Origin of the sequence: Mesorhizobium sp. B2-4-18 (assembly GCF_006441385.1) — a bacterium.
GTDB lineage: Bacteria > Pseudomonadota > Alphaproteobacteria > Rhizobiales > Rhizobiaceae > Mesorhizobium > Mesorhizobium australicum.
Genome location: NZ_VFUW01000010.1, coordinates 74,561 through 92,802 on the forward strand (window position 1 = coordinate 74,561; position 18,242 = coordinate 92,802).

At 66.6% G+C, this 18,242-nt stretch carries 18 protein-coding genes; 6 read left to right on the top strand and 12 right to left on the bottom strand.

The annotated features are described in order from the left end of the window. Positions 1-10: 10 nt before the first annotated feature. The gene (locus tag FJ527_RS22765; protein WP_015316939.1) at positions 11-940 is read right to left on the bottom strand and encodes a LysR family transcriptional regulator; all 930 of its coding nucleotides are present in this window, start codon (positions 938-940) and stop codon (positions 11-13) included. 92 nt (positions 941-1,032) lie between these two features. Between FJ527_RS22765 and FJ527_RS22770 the strand changes: the two genes are divergently transcribed. Beyond that, the gene (locus FJ527_RS22770; protein ID WP_140663371.1) at positions 1,033-2,043 is read left to right on the top strand and encodes an NAD(P)-dependent alcohol dehydrogenase; all 1,011 of its coding nucleotides are present in this window, start codon (positions 1,033-1,035) and stop codon (positions 2,041-2,043) included. Positions 2,044-2,137: 94 nt separating this feature from the next. Here FJ527_RS22770 and FJ527_RS22775 read toward each other — a convergent pair whose 3' ends face one another. The 6 genes from FJ527_RS22775 to FJ527_RS22800 all read right to left on the bottom strand — a co-directional run bounded on the left by FJ527_RS22775 (position 2,138) and on the right by FJ527_RS22800 (position 9,976). Beyond that, complete coding sequence (locus FJ527_RS22775) at positions 2,138-4,453, bottom strand: xanthine dehydrogenase family protein molybdopterin-binding subunit (protein ID WP_140824068.1); 2,316 nt, start codon at positions 4,451-4,453, stop codon at positions 2,138-2,140. Next, a complete protein-coding gene (locus FJ527_RS22780) occupies positions 4,450-5,433 on the bottom strand; it encodes a xanthine dehydrogenase family protein subunit M (protein WP_140824069.1) in 984 nt (327 codons plus the stop codon). The genes FJ527_RS22775 and FJ527_RS22780 overlap by 4 nt, the downstream gene beginning before the upstream one ends. Then, complete coding sequence (locus FJ527_RS22785; RefSeq protein ID WP_140824070.1) at positions 5,430-5,912, bottom strand: (2Fe-2S)-binding protein; 483 nt, start codon at positions 5,910-5,912, stop codon at positions 5,430-5,432. Before FJ527_RS22785 ends, FJ527_RS22780 begins: the two co-directional genes overlap by 4 nt. 230 nt (positions 5,913-6,142) lie before the next feature. Continuing rightward, positions 6,143-8,401, bottom strand: coding sequence for a xanthine dehydrogenase family protein molybdopterin-binding subunit (locus FJ527_RS22790; RefSeq protein WP_140824071.1), 2,259 nt, complete (start codon positions 8,399-8,401; stop codon positions 6,143-6,145). Next, positions 8,391-9,449 (bottom strand): xanthine dehydrogenase family protein subunit M, encoded by a 1,059-nt coding sequence (locus FJ527_RS22795; RefSeq protein ID WP_140824072.1) that lies wholly within the window; start codon positions 9,447-9,449, stop codon positions 8,391-8,393. The genes FJ527_RS22790 and FJ527_RS22795 overlap by 11 nt, the downstream gene beginning before the upstream one ends. Further along, positions 9,446-9,976 (bottom strand): (2Fe-2S)-binding protein, encoded by a 531-nt coding sequence (locus tag FJ527_RS22800; RefSeq protein WP_140824073.1) that lies wholly within the window; start codon positions 9,974-9,976, stop codon positions 9,446-9,448. Before FJ527_RS22800 ends, FJ527_RS22795 begins: the two co-directional genes overlap by 4 nt. Before the next feature lie 252 nt (positions 9,977-10,228). Here FJ527_RS22800 and FJ527_RS22805 point away from each other — a divergent pair, with 252 nt between their 5' ends. After that, entirely contained in the window at positions 10,229-10,846 is a 618-nt protein-coding gene (locus FJ527_RS22805) for a TetR/AcrR family transcriptional regulator (protein ID WP_140824074.1), read from the top strand. 132 nt (positions 10,847-10,978) lie between these two features. Here FJ527_RS22805 and FJ527_RS22810 read toward each other — a convergent pair whose 3' ends face one another. Next, positions 10,979-11,932 (bottom strand): LysR family transcriptional regulator, encoded by a 954-nt coding sequence (locus FJ527_RS22810; RefSeq protein WP_140824075.1) that lies wholly within the window; start codon positions 11,930-11,932, stop codon positions 10,979-10,981. A gap of 116 nt (positions 11,933-12,048) precedes the next feature. On the opposite strand from FJ527_RS22810, the gene FJ527_RS22815 reads away from it, so the two are divergent. Further along, positions 12,049-13,422, top strand: coding sequence for an MFS transporter (locus FJ527_RS22815; RefSeq protein WP_181166450.1), 1,374 nt, complete (start codon positions 12,049-12,051; stop codon positions 13,420-13,422). Here the strand turns inward: FJ527_RS22815 and FJ527_RS29400 are convergent. Further along, positions 13,404-13,607, bottom strand: a complete 204-nt coding sequence (locus FJ527_RS29400; protein WP_181166451.1) for a hypothetical protein — start codon at positions 13,605-13,607, stop codon at positions 13,404-13,406. The two genes, FJ527_RS22815 and FJ527_RS29400, sit on opposite strands and share 19 nt — an antisense overlap. A gap of 296 nt (positions 13,608-13,903) precedes the next feature. Here FJ527_RS29400 and FJ527_RS22825 point away from each other — a divergent pair, with 296 nt between their 5' ends. Further along, positions 13,904-14,902 (top strand): bestrophin family ion channel, encoded by a 999-nt coding sequence (locus tag FJ527_RS22825; RefSeq protein WP_140725270.1) that lies wholly within the window; start codon positions 13,904-13,906, stop codon positions 14,900-14,902. Positions 14,903-14,944: 42 nt separating this feature from the next. On the opposite strand, the gene FJ527_RS22830 is transcribed toward FJ527_RS22825, so the two are convergent. The 3 genes from FJ527_RS22830 to FJ527_RS22840 form a co-directional block, all read right to left on the bottom strand. Next, positions 14,945-15,208, bottom strand: a complete 264-nt coding sequence (locus tag FJ527_RS22830; RefSeq protein ID WP_140663353.1) for a hypothetical protein — start codon at positions 15,206-15,208, stop codon at positions 14,945-14,947. Between the two features lie 99 nt (positions 15,209-15,307). Beyond that, entirely contained in the window at positions 15,308-16,054 is a 747-nt protein-coding gene (locus FJ527_RS22835; protein ID WP_140824076.1) for a thioredoxin family protein, read from the bottom strand. Continuing rightward, complete coding sequence (locus tag FJ527_RS22840) at positions 16,051-16,230, bottom strand: hypothetical protein (RefSeq protein ID WP_140618005.1); 180 nt, start codon at positions 16,228-16,230, stop codon at positions 16,051-16,053. Before FJ527_RS22840 ends, FJ527_RS22835 begins: the two co-directional genes overlap by 4 nt. Before the next feature lie 115 nt (positions 16,231-16,345). On the opposite strand from FJ527_RS22840, the gene FJ527_RS22845 reads away from it, so the two are divergent. Then, positions 16,346-17,566: a helix-turn-helix domain-containing protein gene (locus tag FJ527_RS22845; RefSeq protein ID WP_140824077.1), complete on the top strand. Its 1,221-nt coding sequence runs from the start codon at positions 16,346-16,348 to the stop codon at positions 17,564-17,566. A 34-nt stretch (positions 17,567-17,600) separates the two neighbouring features. Next, positions 17,601-18,233, top strand: a complete 633-nt coding sequence (locus tag FJ527_RS22850; RefSeq protein WP_140824078.1) for a PQQ-binding-like beta-propeller repeat protein — start codon at positions 17,601-17,603, stop codon at positions 18,231-18,233. Positions 18,234-18,242: the final 9 nt, after the last annotated feature.

The window sequence follows — 18,242 nt, forward strand, 5'->3', positions numbered from 1 at the left end:
GTCAGCGGCTTTACCGCCAGGGCGGTTCCGGCGCGAAGCGCTTGCCGATCCAGTCGGTGAAGGCGCGGGTCTTGGCGGCTTTTCCCTTGGCCGAGGGCGTGACGACATAGACGGCGCCTTCATCCGCCAAGGTCCACTCCTCCAGCACAGGCACCAGCCGTCCATCGGCAAGCTCGCGCCCGACCAGCCAGTCGGTGCTCATCATCAGGCCGAGCCCCTGCACGGCGGCCTCGACCAGCACCTCGGCATCGTCGCTGACCAACGGCCCGGAAACCTCGACGCGCGCGCGCCGGCCCTCGCGGTCGGTCATCTCCCAGGCCGGAAAGGTCTGGAAGCCCGAGAAGCCCAGGCAGGAATGATCGAGCAGCGCCTGCGGCGTCTCCGGCGTGCCCCTGCGGGCGAGATAGGAGGGAGCCGCGCAGAGCAGCCTGCGTCGCGTCGCCACCTTGCGTGCCACCAGGCGCGAATCCTCCAGGCTGCCCAGCCGCACGGCGACGTCGAAATTCTCGGCGACCAGATCGGTGAAGCGGTTGGAGAATTCGGCCTCGATGCGGACATCGGGAAATTCGGCAAGGAATTGAGGCAGCAGCGGCCCGATCCACATGCGCCCGAACGTGCCGGGCAGCGCCAGCCTGAGCACGCCGCGCGGGCGGCCTCCGGCATGCGCGGACGCGACGGCCTCGGCCTCGTCGACGGATGCAAGGATGGCGCGCACGCGCATCAGGAATTCGGCGCCCGCTTCGGTCAGCGAGACGCTGCGCGTCGTGCGCGAGAGCAATCTCACCCCCAGCCGCGTTTCCAGCGATTGCAGGCGCCGCGACAGAATGGTCGCGTCGCGCCCGACCCGCGCCGCCGCTTTGGTGAAGGAGCGCGCCTCGGCGATGGCCGCGAACGCAGCCATCTCGGCAAGGGCAGCGGGTTCGTGAGATTGCTGCATCATTCACAGTTCTCAATTTCGCGAAACGAGGATTATCCAGAGATAACGCAGCAAATAGGTTCACTCAACCACCAATCGTCCACCGGAGTGAAACCATGAAAGCCATCGAACTCAGCCAGCCCAGGCTGGACGCCTTCCGCGCCGCCACCGTTGCAACCCCCGAACCGCAGCGCGGAGAGGTGCTGATCCGCCAGCGTGCGGCGAGCCTCAATTTCGTCGATGTGGCGGTGGCAAGCGGCAATTATCCCGGACCGAGCTTTCCGCTCATCCCCGTAGCCGACGGCGCCGGCGAGATCGTCGCGCTGGGCGAGGACGTTGCGAAATTCGCCATCGGCGATCGCGTCATCGCCCATGCCAAGCCGCGCTGGATCGGTGGGCCGCCGCGGCCTTACGAAATGACGCAGATGCGCGGCATTTCGCTGCCGGGGTCACTGGCCGAATATGTCGCGTTGCCGGCCAATTCGCTGGTGCCGGTGCCGGCGCATCTTTCCTTCGAGGCGGCGTCGACGCTGCCCATCGCCGGCACCACCGCCTGGAACGCCATCCGCGCCGCCGATGTCGGGCCGGGCTCGGTCGTCGTGCTGCTTGGCACTGGCGGCGTCTCCATCTTCACCCTGCAGCTCGCCAAAGCCGCCGGCGCGACCGTCATCATCACCTCGTCGTCGGACGAAAAGCTGGAGCGGGCGAAGGCGCTCGGCGCCGATCATCTCATCAACTACCGCGCGACGCCCGAGTGGGATGGCAAGGTGCTGGAGCTGACCGGCGGCCTCGGCGCCGACCTTGTCGTCGAGACCGGGGGCAGCGCCACCTTCGCCCGCGCCGTCAACGCCACCGCGCCCGGCGGTACGCTGTTCACCATCGGCTTCGTCACCGGTGCCGAAGCCACGATCAATCTGCTGCCGATCATCATCAAGGCGCTGAAAGTGGTCGGCAACAACACCGGATCGGTGTCCGATCTCAGCGACGCCGCCCGCGCCGTCGGCGCGGCCCGGATCGAGCCGGTGGTCGACAAGGTGTTTTCGCCCGACGAAGCGGCCGAAGCCTACGCCCACATGGCCGCCGGCGGCCTGCACTTCGGCAAGCTGGTGTTCGGGCTGGAGTGGTGATCGGCGCAGGCGCTTTTTTTTCAATGTTGAAAATTGGCGGAACCGCCGCGACATCCAATCTCCCCCACGAGGGGGAAGATTGGCAGCCTCTCCGTCAGATCAGCTTCTCCAGCGTGATCGGCAGATCCCGCACGCGCTTGCCTGTGGCATGGAACACCGCGTTGGCAATGGCCGGCGCCATGCCGACGATCGCCAGCTCGCCGACGCCCTTGCCGCCGAGCACCGAGGAGTGCGGGTCGGGAATCCCCACCGAGATCACCTCGATGTCGGGGATGTCGGCATTGGTCGGGATGAGATAGTCGGCGAGGTTGTTGTTGACGATGCGGCCGTGGCGGCGATCGACGATGCCTTCTTCGAGCAGCGCCTGGCCGATGCCCATGATGATGCCGCCCTTCCACTGGCTCTCGGCGAGTTTCGGATTGTAGAGGCGGCCCGAATCCAGCGCCGACACGACGCGCGACACACGCACCGTGCCGAAATCCTCGTCGACGCGCACCTCGACGAAATGCGCGCACCAGGAATGGCGCGAATAGTCACCCTCCGTGTGTGGCAGCGCCATGGCGATGGTGGTGTAGTTCTTGTAGCGATCCTCGACGCTCGAATTGGCCGGCATGGTGTCGCCCGTCGCCTCGATGCGGTCGCGGCCGACGCTTTTGAGCAGTTCGCCGATCGAGACGTCGGGGCCGTCGCCCCGCGGCGCGGTGATGCGGCCATTGGCGACGACCAGCGTGTTGGCCTGCAGCGCGTTGAAGGGCGAGCGGGGATCGCTGATCGCCAGGCCGACCAGCTGGTCGAGTGCCGAGGTCGCGGCCTTGTGGACGGCGCCCGTCATCACGCCGGCCAGCCGCGAGCCGCCGGCGACGCCGGCGCGGGGGAAGCGCGAATCGCCGAGCTTCACCACCACGTCGTTGGCCGCAACGCCGACCGTTTCGGCGGCCGTCTGCGCCAGGATGGTGTAGGTGCCCTGGCCCATGTCGATGGAGGAGCTTTCGACCTCGACCGAGCCGTCGGCCAGGATGCGCACGATCGCCTCGCCATAGGCGCGCCGCACCGGATAGGTGCCGGCGGCCACGCCCCAGCCGACCAGATGGTTGCCGTCGCGCATCGAGCGTGGCTCAGGCGTGCGCCTGGCCCAGCCGAAGCGTTCGGCACCCTCTGCGAAAGCCTCGCGCAACTGCCTGGTCGACCAGGCTTTTTTCGCGTGCGGATCCTGTTCGGCGTAGTTGCGCAGCCGGATTTCCAGCGGATCGATGCCGATCTCGTAGGCGAGCTCGTCGATGGCACTTTCGATGCCGAAGGCCGACGGGTTTTCACCCGGTGCGCGCATGGCGCCCGGCACCACCGAATTCACCCGCACGACATTCTGTTTCGAGGAGAAGTTCGGCGTCGCGTACATGATCGAGGTGACCGAGCCCAGTGGCTCGACCCACATGCCGTCGATGGAGGTTTCGTTGACACCGCGATGCACGATCGACTGGATTCTTCCGTCATGGTCGGCGCCGATCGTCACCGTCTGCCGCGTCGCGGCGCGGCCGCCATAGCCGGTGAAGGTCTGCGGCCGCGTCATGACCAGCCGCACCGGCCGGCCGAGCATTTTCGCGGCACTTGCGGCGATCGCGCCATGGCTGAGCGCCAGCGCCTTGGAGCCAAAGCCGCCGCCGACATAGGGCGATACCAGCCGCACATTCTCGAACGGCACGCCGAACCATTCGGCATAGGTGCGCGCCATGCCGTCCAGCCATTGGCTCGGCTCCCACACGGTGAGACGGTCGCCCTCCCAGCGGGCGATCAGGCCATGCGGCTCCATCGGCGCCTGGTATTCGCGCGGTGTGTTGTAGGCGGCGCAGATGCGCACCGGGGCGGAGGCGAAGGCGGCGGCCGCGTCGCCCCATTCCTTGGTCATGGCGTCGACCGGGATGCCGTCGCCGGCCTTGCCGTCGCTGAGGTCGACGATGGCCGGCGTCTCATCATAACTTACCTTGACCATCGCCGCGGCGGCCACGGCCTGCTCGAACGTCTCGGCGATGACGGCGGCGACGTGCTGGCCCGAGAAGGTGACGTCGCGGGCCAGCGGACAATAGGGTTTGTCCGGCGGCGGCGTGCCGAACCAGTCCGAGGCGGTTTTCAGGCTGATGATCGTGTCTGGTGTCAACACCTTGAGGACGCCCGGCGCAGTCTCGGCCTCCGCCATCTCGATGGCGCGCACCTTGCCGGATGCGATGGTGCTTTCGACCAGCACGGCATGGGCGAGCCCCTCGAGCCGCTGCTCGACGGCGTATTTCGCCGCACCCGTGATCTTGGCCGGGCCGTCGACGCGCCACAGCCGGCCGCCGACGGCCTCCACCCGCGCGCCGTCGGACGCGTCGCCATGTCTTCCGACGTAAACAGTGCTTGCGATGTGAACGGTCATGCCGCTTCTCCCAATTTGAGGATGGCGCGTGCGACGACGCGCGGCGCGAGTTCGATCTTGTAGCGGTTGGCGCCATGGTCGACGGCGCCTTGGACGGCGAGCAGGCTGGCCGTGCGAACGGCTTCCGGCTCCAGCGCCTTGCCTTTTAGCGCGGCTTCCACGGCTCGCGCCCGCCAGGGTTTGGTCGCGACGCCACCGAGCGCCACGCGCAGGTCGCGGATGGTGCGCCCGTCGGCCTCCAGTTCGAGCCCGACAGCGGCACTGGCCGCGGCGAACTCATAGGACTGCCGGTCGCGGATCTTCAAATAGGTCGAACGGCGGGCGACGGCGGAAGAAGGGATTTCGATGGCGGTGATCATCTCGCCCGGCTCGATCGCGTGTTCCCTGTCGGGCGTCGTGCCTGGCAGCAGGAAAAAGTCCTCCACCGGCACGCGCCGTTCGCCGAGATGGACCGTTGCGTCGAAGGCGACGAGCGCGGTGGCGAGGTCGCCGGGATACATGGCGATGCAAGTCTCGCTGGTGCCAAGCACGGCATGGCCCCTGGTAACGCCGCCGATCGCCGAACAGCCGCTGCCTGGTTCGCGCTTGTTGCAGGCGGCAAAGTTCGAGGGATCGCGGAAATAGGGGCAGCGCGTGCGCTGCATCAGATTGCCGCCGATGGTCGCCATGTTGCGGATCTGCGCCGAGGCTGCCTGCCAGAGCGCTTCGGAGATGGCGGGGAAGCGGCTCTTGATGTCGTCATGGTCGGCGACATGGCCCATCCTGGCGAGCGCGCCGATGACGGCGCCGCGCTCGTCGATCTCGATCTGGTCGAACCCCTCGAGATGGGTGATATCGACCAGCGTGTCGGGCTCGGCGACACCGCATTTGGCGAGGTCGATCAGCGTGGTGCCGCCGGCCAGAAGCATGGCGCCGGGCAGCGCGGCCGCCTGGCGGGCGGCATCAGCCGAGGTGGCGCGAAAATAGGAAAAATCCCTCATGACGCGGCCTCCAGCGCCGCCTGGCGCACGGCGGCGACAATATGCGGATAGGCGCCGCAGCGGCAGAGATTGCCGGCCATGTATTCGCGGATTTCCTCGTCCGAGCCGGCATGGCCCTCGCGGATGCAGGCCACCGCCGACATGATCTGGCCTGGCGTGCAGTAGCCGCACTGGAAGGCGTCCTGCTCGAGGAAAGCAGCCTGCACGGGATGCAGTTCGCCCTCCCGTGCAAGCCCCTCTATGGTGGTGATGGCGCGGCCCTCGGCCTGTGCGGCCAGCGTCAGGCAGGCCAGCACGCGCTCGCCGTCGACATGGACGGTGTAGGCGCCGCACTGGCCGTGGTCGCAGCCCTTCTTGGTGCCGGTCAGGCCGAGCCTGTCACGCAAGGCGTCGAGCAGCGTGACACGCGGCTCGAGTTCCAGCGTGTGATGCTGGCCGTTGATATCGAGATGGACGGGAATCGTGGTCTTGCTCGTCATGGGCGTCTGGCTCCGGTTGCTTGACGCTGGGGGAATGAATTGAAACTGGGCAGGGCGCTCCAACCGACCGCTTGCCTGCCCTAGAGCCGGATGATTTCAGGTCCGTTCGGCCTGAAATCTGAATCCGCCTCTAAATCAAAATAGATAGAGCATGATGTCGTCCGAAAACCGGTTCCCACTTTTCGGCATCATGCTCTGGCGCAGGCCTGTCGTTTCGGGCGGACCGCTCGTCACCCCAGCAGGTCCTCGATCCGGATCGGAAAGCGCCGTGGGCGCACGCCGGTCGCGTGCCAGACCGCATTGGCGATGGCGCCGGCAGTGCCGGTGATGCCGATTTCGCCAACGCCCTTGATGCCGAGGGCGTTCACGTGAGGGTCGTCCTCGTGAACCAGCAGCGCCTCGACCGAGGGCACGTCGGCATTCACCGGGACATGATAGTCCGCCAGGTTGGCATTCTGGATGCGGCCGGAACGCCGGTCCGTGACGGCTTCCTCATGCAGCGCGAAGGAAACGCCCCAGATCATCCCGCCATAATACTGGCTGCGCACCAGCCGCGGATTGATGACCCGTCCGGCGGCGAATGCGCCGACCAGCCGGGTGACGCGGATCTGGCCGAGATCCGGGTCGACCTTCACCTCGGCGAAGACGGCCCCATGCGCGTGCTTGGCATAAGTCTCCTGGGAGGCCGGGTCCGGAGCGCCTTTGCCCCGGCCCTCGATTTCGGTCAGGCCCGCGCGGACGAGGATCTCGGCATAGCTTTCGCCGCGGCTTTCGTCATCGCGCCGGTAAAGGCGTCCGCCGCGTGCAACAACGCCTTCATTGCCGGCGCCGAACAGCGGCGAGGCTTCGTCGCCGGTGGCGAGATCGGCAAGGTTGGCGATGACGGCCGCACCCGCATTGTGGATGGCCATGCCGGCCGTCGCCGTGTGACCCGAACCGCCGGCGATGCCCGCATTGGGCAGGTCGGAACTGCCGGCCCTGAAATCGACCTGGTCGATGTCGAGCCCCAGCCCGTCTGCTGCGATCTGGGCAAAAGCCGTCCAGGCGCCTTGGCCCATGTCCTGGGCGCCGGTCTCCATCAAGCCGGTGCCGTCGGCCCTCAGCACCGCGCGTGCCTCCGCCTGGAACATGAGTGCCGGGAACGTCGCCGTGCCCATGCCCCAGCCGGTGAGGAAACCATCGGCGTCGCGCATCCGCCGCGGCTGCAGCGGGCGGCTCGCCCAGCCGAACGCCTCGGCGGCCTGTTCGTAACATTCGCGCAGCGCCTTGGAGGAGAACGGCTTGCCGGTCATCGGTTCGACCTCGGCGTAATTCCTGAGCCGGAATTCCAGCGGGTCCATGCCGCAGGCATGGGCCGCCTCGTCGATGGCGCTCTCAAGCGCGATCGATCCGGTGGCCTCGCCTGGCGCCCGCATGAACAGCGGCGTGCCGGTGTCGAGCCGCACGGCATCGTGCGAGGTGGCGATGGCCGGGCTGGCATAGAGCGTGTGCGAGGCATCGGCGGCCGGTTCGAAGAAATCGTCGAACGTGCTCGACGTGGTCCTGGCGTGATGGGAGATCGCGGTCAGCAGCCCTTCGCCATCCATGCCCATGCGCAATGTCTGGCGGGTCGGGGCGCGGTGACCGACGGGGCCGTACATCTGCTCGCGCCGGAGCACCAGCTTGACCGGGCGGCCGACGAGACGCGCCGCCAGGATGCCGAGCACTTGCGGTCCGGAAATCATGCCCTTGGAGCCGAAGCCGCCGCCCAGGAAAGGGCTGCGGATATGGACGTTTTGCGGCGCGATGCCGAACAGGCCGGCGATGCGGCCCTGCGCCATGGCCAGGCCCTGGCTCGGCGTGTCGATCGACAGCCGGTCGCCATCCCAGGCAGCGACGATCGCGTGGGGCTCCATGGCGTTGTGGTACTGGGCCGGCGTCTCGTAGGTCGCCTCGATCCGCGTCCTTGCCGATTTGAGGCCGGCCTCGACATCGCCCTTCTCCTGCACAGCCGGATTGCCGACGCCGACGCCGCGCGGCACGAAGCTTTTGGCGCCGTCCAGACCAACGCGCGCCGGCAACTCCTCATAGCGAGGCGACAACAGTGCCGCCCCTTCGGTCGCCGCTTCCAGCGTCCGCGCGATTACCACGGCAATGCTCTGGTTGGGGTAGCGAACCCCATCGTTCTGCAGCAGGTCGAGCCGGAACATGAAGGGATGGTCCTTGGCATCCGGATCGACGGCGAGCGCCGGCCGGTTCAGTGGCGTCATCACCTCGACCACGCCCGCATGCGCCTTGGCCGCCTCGACATCCAGCGAGACAACCCGGCCGCGTGCGATGCTGGAGACGGCAAGCACGGCATAGAGCATGCCGGGCGGATTATTATCGGCGGCAAAGCGCGCGGCCCCGGTGACTTTCAAAAATCCGTCGCGACGCGTCAGCGGCTGGCCGATGCTGGAGCCCTGGCGCGTATGGGCAGGCTGTTGGTTGAGGCCGAGTTCAAGCGTCATGACGCACTCCGGGAAGGGAGGAAAAAGGGGAAGCAGGCAAAGCGGGCATCAGAGCGGGCGTTCCCGCCTGTGCGGACATCAGCGCCCTGACGACAATGCGGCGGGCAAGCTCGATCTTGAACGCATTGTCGCCGGAGGGGCTGGCGTCGACCAGAGCCGCATCCGCGGCCCGAACGAAGCTCGCTTCATTGGCATCGGCGCCGAGCAGCACCGCTTCCGCCGAGCGCGCCCGCCATGGCTTGGCCGCGACACCGCCGAGCGCCAGCCGCGCGGCGCGGATCTTGCCGTCGGCGACCGTCAGGGCCGCGGCAGCCGAAACGACGGCGAAGGCGTAGGAGGTGCGTTCGCGAAGCTTCAGGTAGCGGGCGTGGGGGGCGAAGGACGCTGCTTCCGCCGGCAGGCGCACCGCAACGATCAGGTCGCCCGGCTGCAGCACGGTTTCCCGCTGCGGCGTGTCGCCCGGAAGCCGGTGGAATTCCTCCAAGGTCACGTGGCGCCGGCCTCCCTTGCCCTCGATCTCGACGACGGCGTCCAGCGCCACCAGCGGCACACAGAAATCGGAGGGATGGGTGGCGATGCAGGCATCGCTCCAGCCAAGCACCGCATGCAGGCGGTTCTCGCCGCCAAGCGCCGAGCAGCCGGAACCGGGTTCGCGCCTGTTGCAGGCGCTGGCGGTGTCGTAGAAGTAACTGCACCGCGTGCGCTGCAACAGATTGCCGCCGACAGTGGCGGCGTTGCGAAGCTGCGCAGAGGCGCCCGAAAGCAGCGCTTCGGCCACCGCCGGATAGGCTCTGGCGAAGGCCGGATCATGTGCGAGATCGGCATTGCGGACCAGCGCGCCGATGCGCAGGCCGCCATCATCGAGCGTTTCGATGCGATTGAGTTCCGGCAGGCGGGTAATGTCGACGATCCGTTCGGGGCTGGTGATGCCGCCCTTCATCAGATCGAGCAGATTGGTGCCGCCGGCGAGATAGGCCGAACCCGGTTCGGCCGCCGCCGCTATGGCGTCGGAGACGGTGGCCGGCCTGATGAAATCGAAGTCTCTCATGCCGCGGTCCTCCTGCGTGCCTCGGTGGTGGCGGTGTCGGCCATGTTTTTCTGGGCTTCAATGTTTTTTTGGGCTTCCAGGACGGCCTCGACGATGCCGCCATAGGCCGCGCAGCGGCAGATGTTGCCGCTCAGCCCCTCGCGGATGCGCTCGGGATCATCGCCAGCCTGTCCTTCGGCGATCAGGCCGAGCGTGCTCATGATCTGCCCGGGCGTGCAGAAACCGCACTGGAAACCGTCATGGGCGATGAAGGCGGCCTGCACAGGGTGCAGTTCGTCACCGTGAGCGACACCTTCGATGGTCAGCACTTCGGCGCCGTCATGGCTGACCGCCAGCGCCAGGCAGGAGTTTATGCGCTTGCCGTCGACCAGCACCGTGCAGGCGCCACACTGGCCGCGGTCGCAGCCCTTCTTCGTGCCGGTGAGCTCAAGCCGCTCGCGCAGCAGGTCAAGCAAGGTGACGCGTGGGTCGACCTCCAGTTCGTGTCGATGTCCGTTGACGGTAAGCGAGATGGGAAGGCTGGTCATGGGCGTCTGGCTCCAGTTGCTTGACGCTGAGGGGAATGAAGTGGGGTAGGGGCGGGGAAGGGCAAGGTCAGGCGACGGCCAATCTCCTGCGGGGTGGGAAAGTGGCGGGTTGCGGCTTCGAAAGACGTGACATACCGTTTCCCCTGATTATATGATGAGGGTTCTCCACTAAAAGCGGAGGTGCCTCCGTTTATTTACGTGGGGGCTGGCCAGGCGTGGTTCAAGCCCCCATATCCCTGGTGGAGAAAAAAATTGGCTTTTGAGCCCGTCACAACCGCTGACCAAAAAATCGCCGCCGCCGACAAGCCGTTGCGTGCCGATGCACGGCGCAATCGCGACCGGCTGGTCGAGGCGGCGGCTGTGGTCTTTGCCGAGCGCGGCATCGACGGCTCGCTGGAGGAGATCGCTCGGCGCGCCGGCGTCGGCATCGGCACGCTCTACCGGCATTTTCCGACACGCGAGCACCTGGTCGAGGTGGTCTACCGCCGCGAAGCGGAGGGGTTGTGCGCGGCGGCCGGCGAGCTCGCTGCAAGATATCCCTCCGATGTGGCGCTGGAAGAATGGATGCGCCGCTTCGTCGACTACATCGCCACCAAGCGCGGCCTGGCGACCAGCCTGCGCATCCTGTTCACCACCAATTCGACGCTGTTTTCCGACATGTCGGGGCGGGTGTCGCAGGCGCTGCGGCAACTGGTCGAGGCGGCGGTGGCCGACGGCACCATCCGCGGCGATGTCGATGCCTCCGACGTGCTGCATGCGCTGGGCGGCATCTACTCGGCACCAGATACGCCCGAGTGGCGCGACCGCTCGCGCCGCCTGGTCAAGCTCCTGATGGACGGGTTGCGGTTCGGGGCGACGAAGGCTGGATGAGAGGGCGAACGCCGCTTGCCCTCCGGCATGAGGCGAGCGACGACAAACGATGGTCGTGCGATCGTGTTTGGGGGCGGCTGAATTTGGCTCCGGCATGGCAGCTCGGCGACTGCTCCCGGTCCGGGAAAAGGATCAGTCGGTCCGCCGTCGATCCGTAACCAGACTCCCTGCCTTCGCCGGCTGCTCGAGCCGGCGAACCGCGCCTGGAAACTCCTTGAAGATCAACGATCGCAGCCAGCGATGCACGGGATCGGCATCCATGCGGGGGTGCCATGCCTGGGTGATGGTGAAGCCTGGGATTGCCACCGGCAGATCAAACATCTGGGTACGGCCTGTCGCACCCAGATGGTACGATCGCGGCACCAGCCCGACAAGATCGGATGCGGCCGCGACCGTGACAACCGCCGGATAGCTGGGCACCACCAGATCGACCTTTCGCGAAAGGCCGAGCTCGGCGAGTGCTTCATCGACCGGTTCGATGAAATGGCCTCGCCGGGATGAGACCACGTGCCGGCACGCGGCGTAACGCTCAGCGGTTATTTCGGTCTCCAGAAGCGGATGCCCCGTTCTCGCCACACCGACAAAACGGTCCTCGAACAACGCCTGACCGCGCAATTCGGCACCATCACCCGAAAGCACGCCAATATCGAGGTCGATCGTGGCTTCTCTCAGCAGTTCGATGCGCTTGTCCGGTCGGGGCGCGAAGCGCAGCCTTATGCCGGGCGCGGCACTGGTGACAAGGGCATGGAGGCGCGCGGCGTAGAGCAGCACGAAGGCTTCATTGGCCCGGATGGTGAAATCGCGCCGCACCTGGCTGATGTCGATCTCCGGCGAGGGGCTGAGCACGGACCGGACCGCCGACGTCAGCGTGTGCACCTGTTCGGCAATCGCTTCGGCATGAGGCGTCGCCACCATGGCGCGTCCCGCCGAAACCAGGATGGGATCGCTCAGCGCCAACCGCAATCTCGACAGTGTGCGGCTCATCGCGGACGTGCTGAGGCCAAGTTTCTTGGCGGCGCCCGAGACGCTGCGCTCCCGCAGCAAGGCGTCAAGCGCCACCAGAAGGTTCAGGTCGAGATCGAGCATGAGAGAGCCTAACGAGATGAGGCGTTTGACGCAACGGTCAATTTACTCCGTTGCGCCTGGTGCAATCATGGGGTGAGCGGTATCGATTCGGCGACACCAACGAAGCGGAGCCTCCGATGTCCATAGCCGCAACGATCAATGCCGCCCATGACGGCCTGCCGTCGCCACGCCGCTACCTGGCCATCGCCGTCCTGCTGATGACGCTGGTGCTCGTCGTGCTGGACGGCGCCATCGCCAATGTCGCGCTGCCATCCATCGCGGCCTCGCTCAATGCCAGTGCCAGCAGCACCGTGTGGGTGGTGTCGAGCTACCAGCTTGCGGTCCTTGTGGCTCTTTTGCCTTGCGGCGCGCTGGGCGAGATCCACGGCCCCCGGCGTGTCTTTCTTCTAGGTGTCGCGCTGTTCACGGTGGCTTCGGCGGCCTGTGCCTTCGCCGGCAGCCTGCCTGTTCTTGTGGCTGCCCGGTCCATCCAGGGGCTGGGGGCGGGCGCCATCATGGCGACCGGGCCGATGAACCTGCGCGTTTCGGTGCCGCAGCGGCTGCTCGGAACAGTGATCGGCTTCAACGCGATGACGATTGCGATTTCCGCGGCCGCCGGCCCTGGTGTCGCCGGCGCGGTCCTCTCCGTTTCCAGCTGGCCGTGGCTGTTCGCCGTCAACATCCCGATCGGCATCATCGTCCTGTTGTCTGGCGGGTTGCTTGCGCATCTGGATGGCGTGAAGCGTCACCTCAACCTCGTGGCATTGCTGGCCAACACACTGATGTTCATCCTGTTCTTCACGGGCGCCGACCGCATCGCCGGTGCGCCGGTCAGCGGGTCGATCCTGATCGGTTGTTCCGTCCTGTGCCTCGTCATCTTGTTGTCTCTCGAACGCAGGAGTGCCGCACCGATCGTGCCGACCGACCTCTTGGCCGATCCAGCCTTCCGGGTAGCCGTCATCGCTTCGATCTCGTGCTTCACCGGGCAGATGCTCAGCTACGTCGCGCTGCCATTCTACCTGCAGCACACCTTGCACATGAGCCCGGTCCAGGCGGGCCTCTACATGATGCCATGGCCCATCGCGACGATCATCATCGCTCCGATTTCGGGGCGGCTGGCCGATCGTTTCAAGACAGCGTGGCTGTGCGCCGCCGGCGGCGGGTTGCTGGCGATCGGCCTTCTGATCGCGGGCCTGACACCGCCCGGTCCAAGGGCGATTGCCTTCCTGGTCGGAACCGTCGTCGCGGGCACGGGTTTTGGTCTTTTCCAGACGCCGAACAATCGCATCCTGCTTCTCTCCGCACCCAAGGCGCGCAGCGGTGCGGCGGGAGCCATGCAGGGCACGGCACGGCTGTTGGGACAAACGCTTGGCGCCATTTCGATGTCGATCATTTTCGCGACCGTGCCGCTGACAGGCGCACCCAGCCTCGCGCTGGTCCTGGCCGGCGTCTGCGCGGCCATCGCCTGCCTGGTCAGCCTGAGCCGCGCCCGCTACGAGAAGGTGGCATGAGACCAGCTGGCGCTCGACACGCTGTCCTCGATGCGCGCGCAAGGCATCGACATTCCGATACCACGGTCGATCTCGGCCTGCGCTCGGCAATCGAGATCGCCAAAGGCTACCGGCTCGTGGCGTCCCGATGACAAGGGCGTCGCCGAGGCGCTTGCCATGATGAAGTCGCTTATTGGTGAACCCACGCCGGCGTCGATCGGAGTCCAGGCCTTGCCGACGGTGCAGTCCGGTGCTGCTGGAATCCTTCAAGACGGTCTTCCACAACCACTCGCCGGGCGGAACTGGCGGACGCCTGCAACTCGCCAAGCCGAAGTGCAATTTAAATAGGGGGAACGATCACGGGCGCGGGCGAGATCCTGTGCCCATGGCGGCGTCCTGCGCACACCGCGGTCGACGGCTCTTCGCCCTGTGCAAACGATATGATAGGCGTCAGGCTATCGGTGGTCCGATTGCCGCCCGTTCGTGATTGAGGGGCATTTCAATGTATGTAGGCCGTTCCTACAAGGTGATCGATTTCGCACTGTGGTCACGGCGCAGCGTCCTCTACATGGTGGTGGTGAGTGGGCTGGCCGTGGCTGCCTACCGCTTTCCGGGCATTGCCGGTTTCTCCGTGCCATGGTCGGTGGTGCTGGTGCTCGGCACCACGGTGTCGCTGGTCGCCGGCTTCAAGAACTCGCAGGTGTTCACCCGCAGCAGTGAGGCGCTGCAGGCCTTCACGCAGATCACGGCCAGCAGCCGCGTATGGTCGAATTTCTGTCGGGATTTCCTCGATGCGCCGACGGCCAGGCAGCTCATCTACCGCCATATCGCCTGGATGACGGCGCTGCGATATGCGCTGCGGCGGCCGATGCCGTGGGAATCCATGGGGAACGCCGCCAATATCGAATACCGACGGCGTTACCACATTCAGGAGGACAAGGGTTCGATCGCCGACGAATTACGCCCGCTGCTGGGCGACCAGACCGCGGATGTCCTGAAATCGCCTCGTCCGGCGATAGCCCTGCTCGAATTGCAGTCCGTCCAGGTCAATGCACTGTTCAAGGACGCCAAGGTCCCGCCGCAGATCCATGGCGAACTGACGAAGCTGATCCGCGACTTCCACGACCAGCAGGCGCGCTGCGACCGCATCAAGAACAATCCCTATCCCCGGCAATACGCCATCGTCAGTTCCATGTTCGTCATGATCTTCTGCACGCTGCTGCCGTTCGGCGTGGTTCCGGTGTTCGCCGACATGGGCAAGCTGGGGGGAATGCTCGGCTCGATCGGCATCTGGCTGACGATCCCGTTCAGCACGCTGCTGGGCTGGGCCTACATGTCCCTCGACCAGGTCGGCGAGAGCAGCGCCAACCCTTTCGAGGGCAACGCCAACGACGTGCCGATCTCGCAAATCTGCCGCGACATCGAGATCGAGATGCGCGCCGGGCTCGGCGAGAGCGATCTTCCCAAGCCATTGCTGCCGGTCAATGACATCGCGACGTGAGGTCGGGCGCCGGAGTCGGGCAGAGCCATGCCTTCTCAGCGCCTAGCGGCGGGACATCACCCTCAGCCACGGCGCCAGATGGAAAGCGCTCATCAGCAGATACATGGCCGGCATGCCGGTCAGGATCGAGCCGGCCAGCGGCGAGGCGCCCATGCACAGCATGGTCCCGTCGCCGCCGTGAAGACGGGAAAGCAGCGCCATCACCGCAAAGGTCGGCGCCGCGGCGAGGCATAGCCAGTCGGCTATGCCATGGGGGACGACATTTTCGGGGGTCACGCTGCCGATGCCGGAAGGGATATCGCTCATGATCTTATTCCCTTGATGGTTGCGGCCCGTCATGACCTGGGGTCCTCGGCCCTGCCGGAGGCGGGAAGAGGAACCCAGGCTGGACGGACTTGCGCCAGCTTACTGGTTGCCCTTGTCGCGGAACGCGGCCTCGCCGGCAGCTGACACTTCGGCCCATTTCTTGTCGGCTCCGGCATCGTAATTGTCGTGCCAGTTCCACCAGCTGTAGAGTGGCGTCTGCGGGTAGCCTTCGGGCGAGTCTTCCCACACCTCCTGGCGGCCGAGCGGCGTGATGTCGAGATAGCTCCAGACGGTGCCCAAAGCCTCGTCGCCGCGGTTGTTGATGAAATAGGTGCGGAAGATGCGGTTCCCGTCATGGATGAACACGTTGTGGCCGTGCCATTCGTCGACGCCGAAGTCCTTGTCGAAGCTATCGGTGATCGTATACCAGGGCATCTCCCAACCCATCCGTGTCTTCAGCCGCTCGATGTCTTCCTGCGGGGCGCGAGAGGCGTAGGCGAGGGTGGTGTCGCGGGCGTTGAGATGGGCGAGGTGGCCGACCTGGTCGGCGCCGAGCGAGCAGCCGCGGCAGGCATGATCGGGCCAGCCATAGACGCCGGGCTCGAAGAAGGCGCGGTAGACGATGAGCTGGCGGCGGCCTTCGAACAGGTCCAGCAGGCTCACCTTGCCGTCAGGGCCCTCGAAGACATAGGCCTTGTCCACTTCCGTCCACGGCATGCGCCGGCGTTCGGCCGACAGCGCGTCCCTGGCGCGCATCGTCGCCTTCTCCTTCACCAGCATCTTTTCGTGCGCGGCGTTCCAATCCTGCTGTGAGACGATCGGTGGGGTCTTCATGGTCATGGTCATTGGTCTTCTCCTTTGCCGGTCGTGGCGTCGTTGCGGTGTGGTGTTGCCTGGACGTGTGGGGGAGCCGCAGGCGCGGCGAAATCCGAAAGATCCGGCCCGGCGCAGCAGGGGTGGCGTGCGGCGCGCTTGGCCGTATCATTGGCCGCGTCGAGGTCGAGGTCGGTGGAGGCAGGCATTTTTTTGGTTCTCCCTTGCTGCCGTCATTGCCGGCACGTCTTGCTGGTTGACGGTACTGACGTAAGTTAGGCGGCGCTGCGCCGAGGTGGGAGTTACAAGTGTGACGGGATTTGAATGGACTCGCTGATCACCGCGGCAGCGCTGGCGCTGGCGGCCGGCGATCCACTCGGCGCGCTCGACCGCGTTGCCCTGCGCGAGGATGCGCCGGCGCTGGCGCTGCGCGGCATTGCCATGGCGCAGCTCGGCGACTTCGATCGCGCCAAGCTCTTGTTGCGGCGGGCCGCGCGTGCCTTCAGTCCGAAAGAGGCGGTGGCGCGCGCCAGATGCGTCGTCGCCGAGGCCGAGATCGCGCTGGTTTCGCGCGATTTGGGCTGGCCGGCCAAGGCGCTCGACGCGGCCCGCACGGCGCTGGAAAAGCATGGCGACCGGTTGAACGCGGCGCATGCCGGTCACCTCAAGATACGGCGCCTGCTCTTGATCGGCCGCCTCGACGAGGCCGAGCAGGTGCTCGCCGGGCTCGACCCGGCGCCGCTGCCGCCGGCGGCAAGAGCCGCGCACGAACTCGCCGTCGCCGGCATCGCCATGCGGCGCCTGCGGACCAGGCCGGCGCGCGCGGCGCTGGAGTGGGCGCGCCATGCCGCTCGCAAGGCCGGTATTCCCGGCCTCATCGCGGAGGTCGACAGCGCGTGGCTGGCACTGGAGACACCCGCGGCGCGGCTGATCGCGCAGGGCAGGGAGCAGCCGCTGCTGCTCGAAGAGGTCGAGGCATTGCAGGGATCGCCGGCGCTGGTCGTCGATGCTTTCCGCTACGCCGTGCGCGTTGGGCGGACCACGGTTTCGCTGGCGAGCCGGCCTGTGCTGTTCGCCTTGGCGCGGACGCTCGCCGAAGCCTGGCCCGGTGATGTGTCGCGGGGGGAACTCGTGGCGCGGGCTTTCGGCGGCAAGCATGCCGATGAATCGCATCGCGCGCGCCTGCGCGTCGAGATCGGGCGGCTGCGTGCCGAGTTTCGCGCATTGGCCGGCATCAGCGCCACCAGGCATGGCTTCACGCTGGTGCCGCGCCAGGCCCATGCAGTGGTGGTGCTGGCGCGGCCGATCGAGGAACGGCACGCGGCCGTGCTTGCCTTGCTGGCCGACGGCGAGGCCTGGTCGAGCTCGGCCTTGGCGCTGGCACTTGGAACCGGCCAGCGCAGCGTGCAGCGGGCGCTTGAGCCGCTTGCCGAGGCCGGCAAGGTACAATCCTTCGGCCATGGCCGGGCGCGCCGCTGGATGACGCCGCCGGTGGCGGGTTTCACGACCACCTTGTTACTCCCCGCGCCGCTTCCCAATGGCTAGAAAGTGACGACGACCACCATCGAGGGACAAGGACATGAAACATTCGGCAGCCGAAATCTTGAGGGAATACGGGCCTTTTCCCGGTGCCAACACGGTGGCCGGGGTAAGCTTTGATGGCAAGAATGTCTGGTTCGCCTCAGGCGACAGGCTGAACGCCTTCGATCCGGAGAGCGGGCAGGCCCTGCGCTCGATCGATGTCGCGGCACATGCCGGCACCGCCTATGACGGCCGGCATTTCTTCCAGCTCGCCAAGGACCGCATCCAGAAGATCGATCCCGACACGGGCGAGGTGCTTTCCACCATTCCAGCCCCCGGCAATGGCGGCGATTCCGGGCTGACCTGGGCCGAAGGCACGCTATGGGTCGGCCAGCACCGGGAGCGCAAGATCCACCAGATCGACCCCGAGACCGGCGCGATCCTGCGCACCATCGAATCCAACCGGTTCGTCACCGGGGTGACCTGGGTCGACGGCGAATTGTGGCACGCCACCTGGGAGGGCGACGAAAGCGATCTGCGCCGCGTCGACCCGCGGACGGGCAAGGTTCTGGAGAAGCTCGACATGCCTGCCGGCATGGGCGTCTCGGGGCTGGAATCCGATGGCGCCGACCGACTGTTCTGCGGCAGCGGAAACGCCGGCTTGGTGAGGGCGGTGCGCCGGCCGAAATAAGGGTCCGCG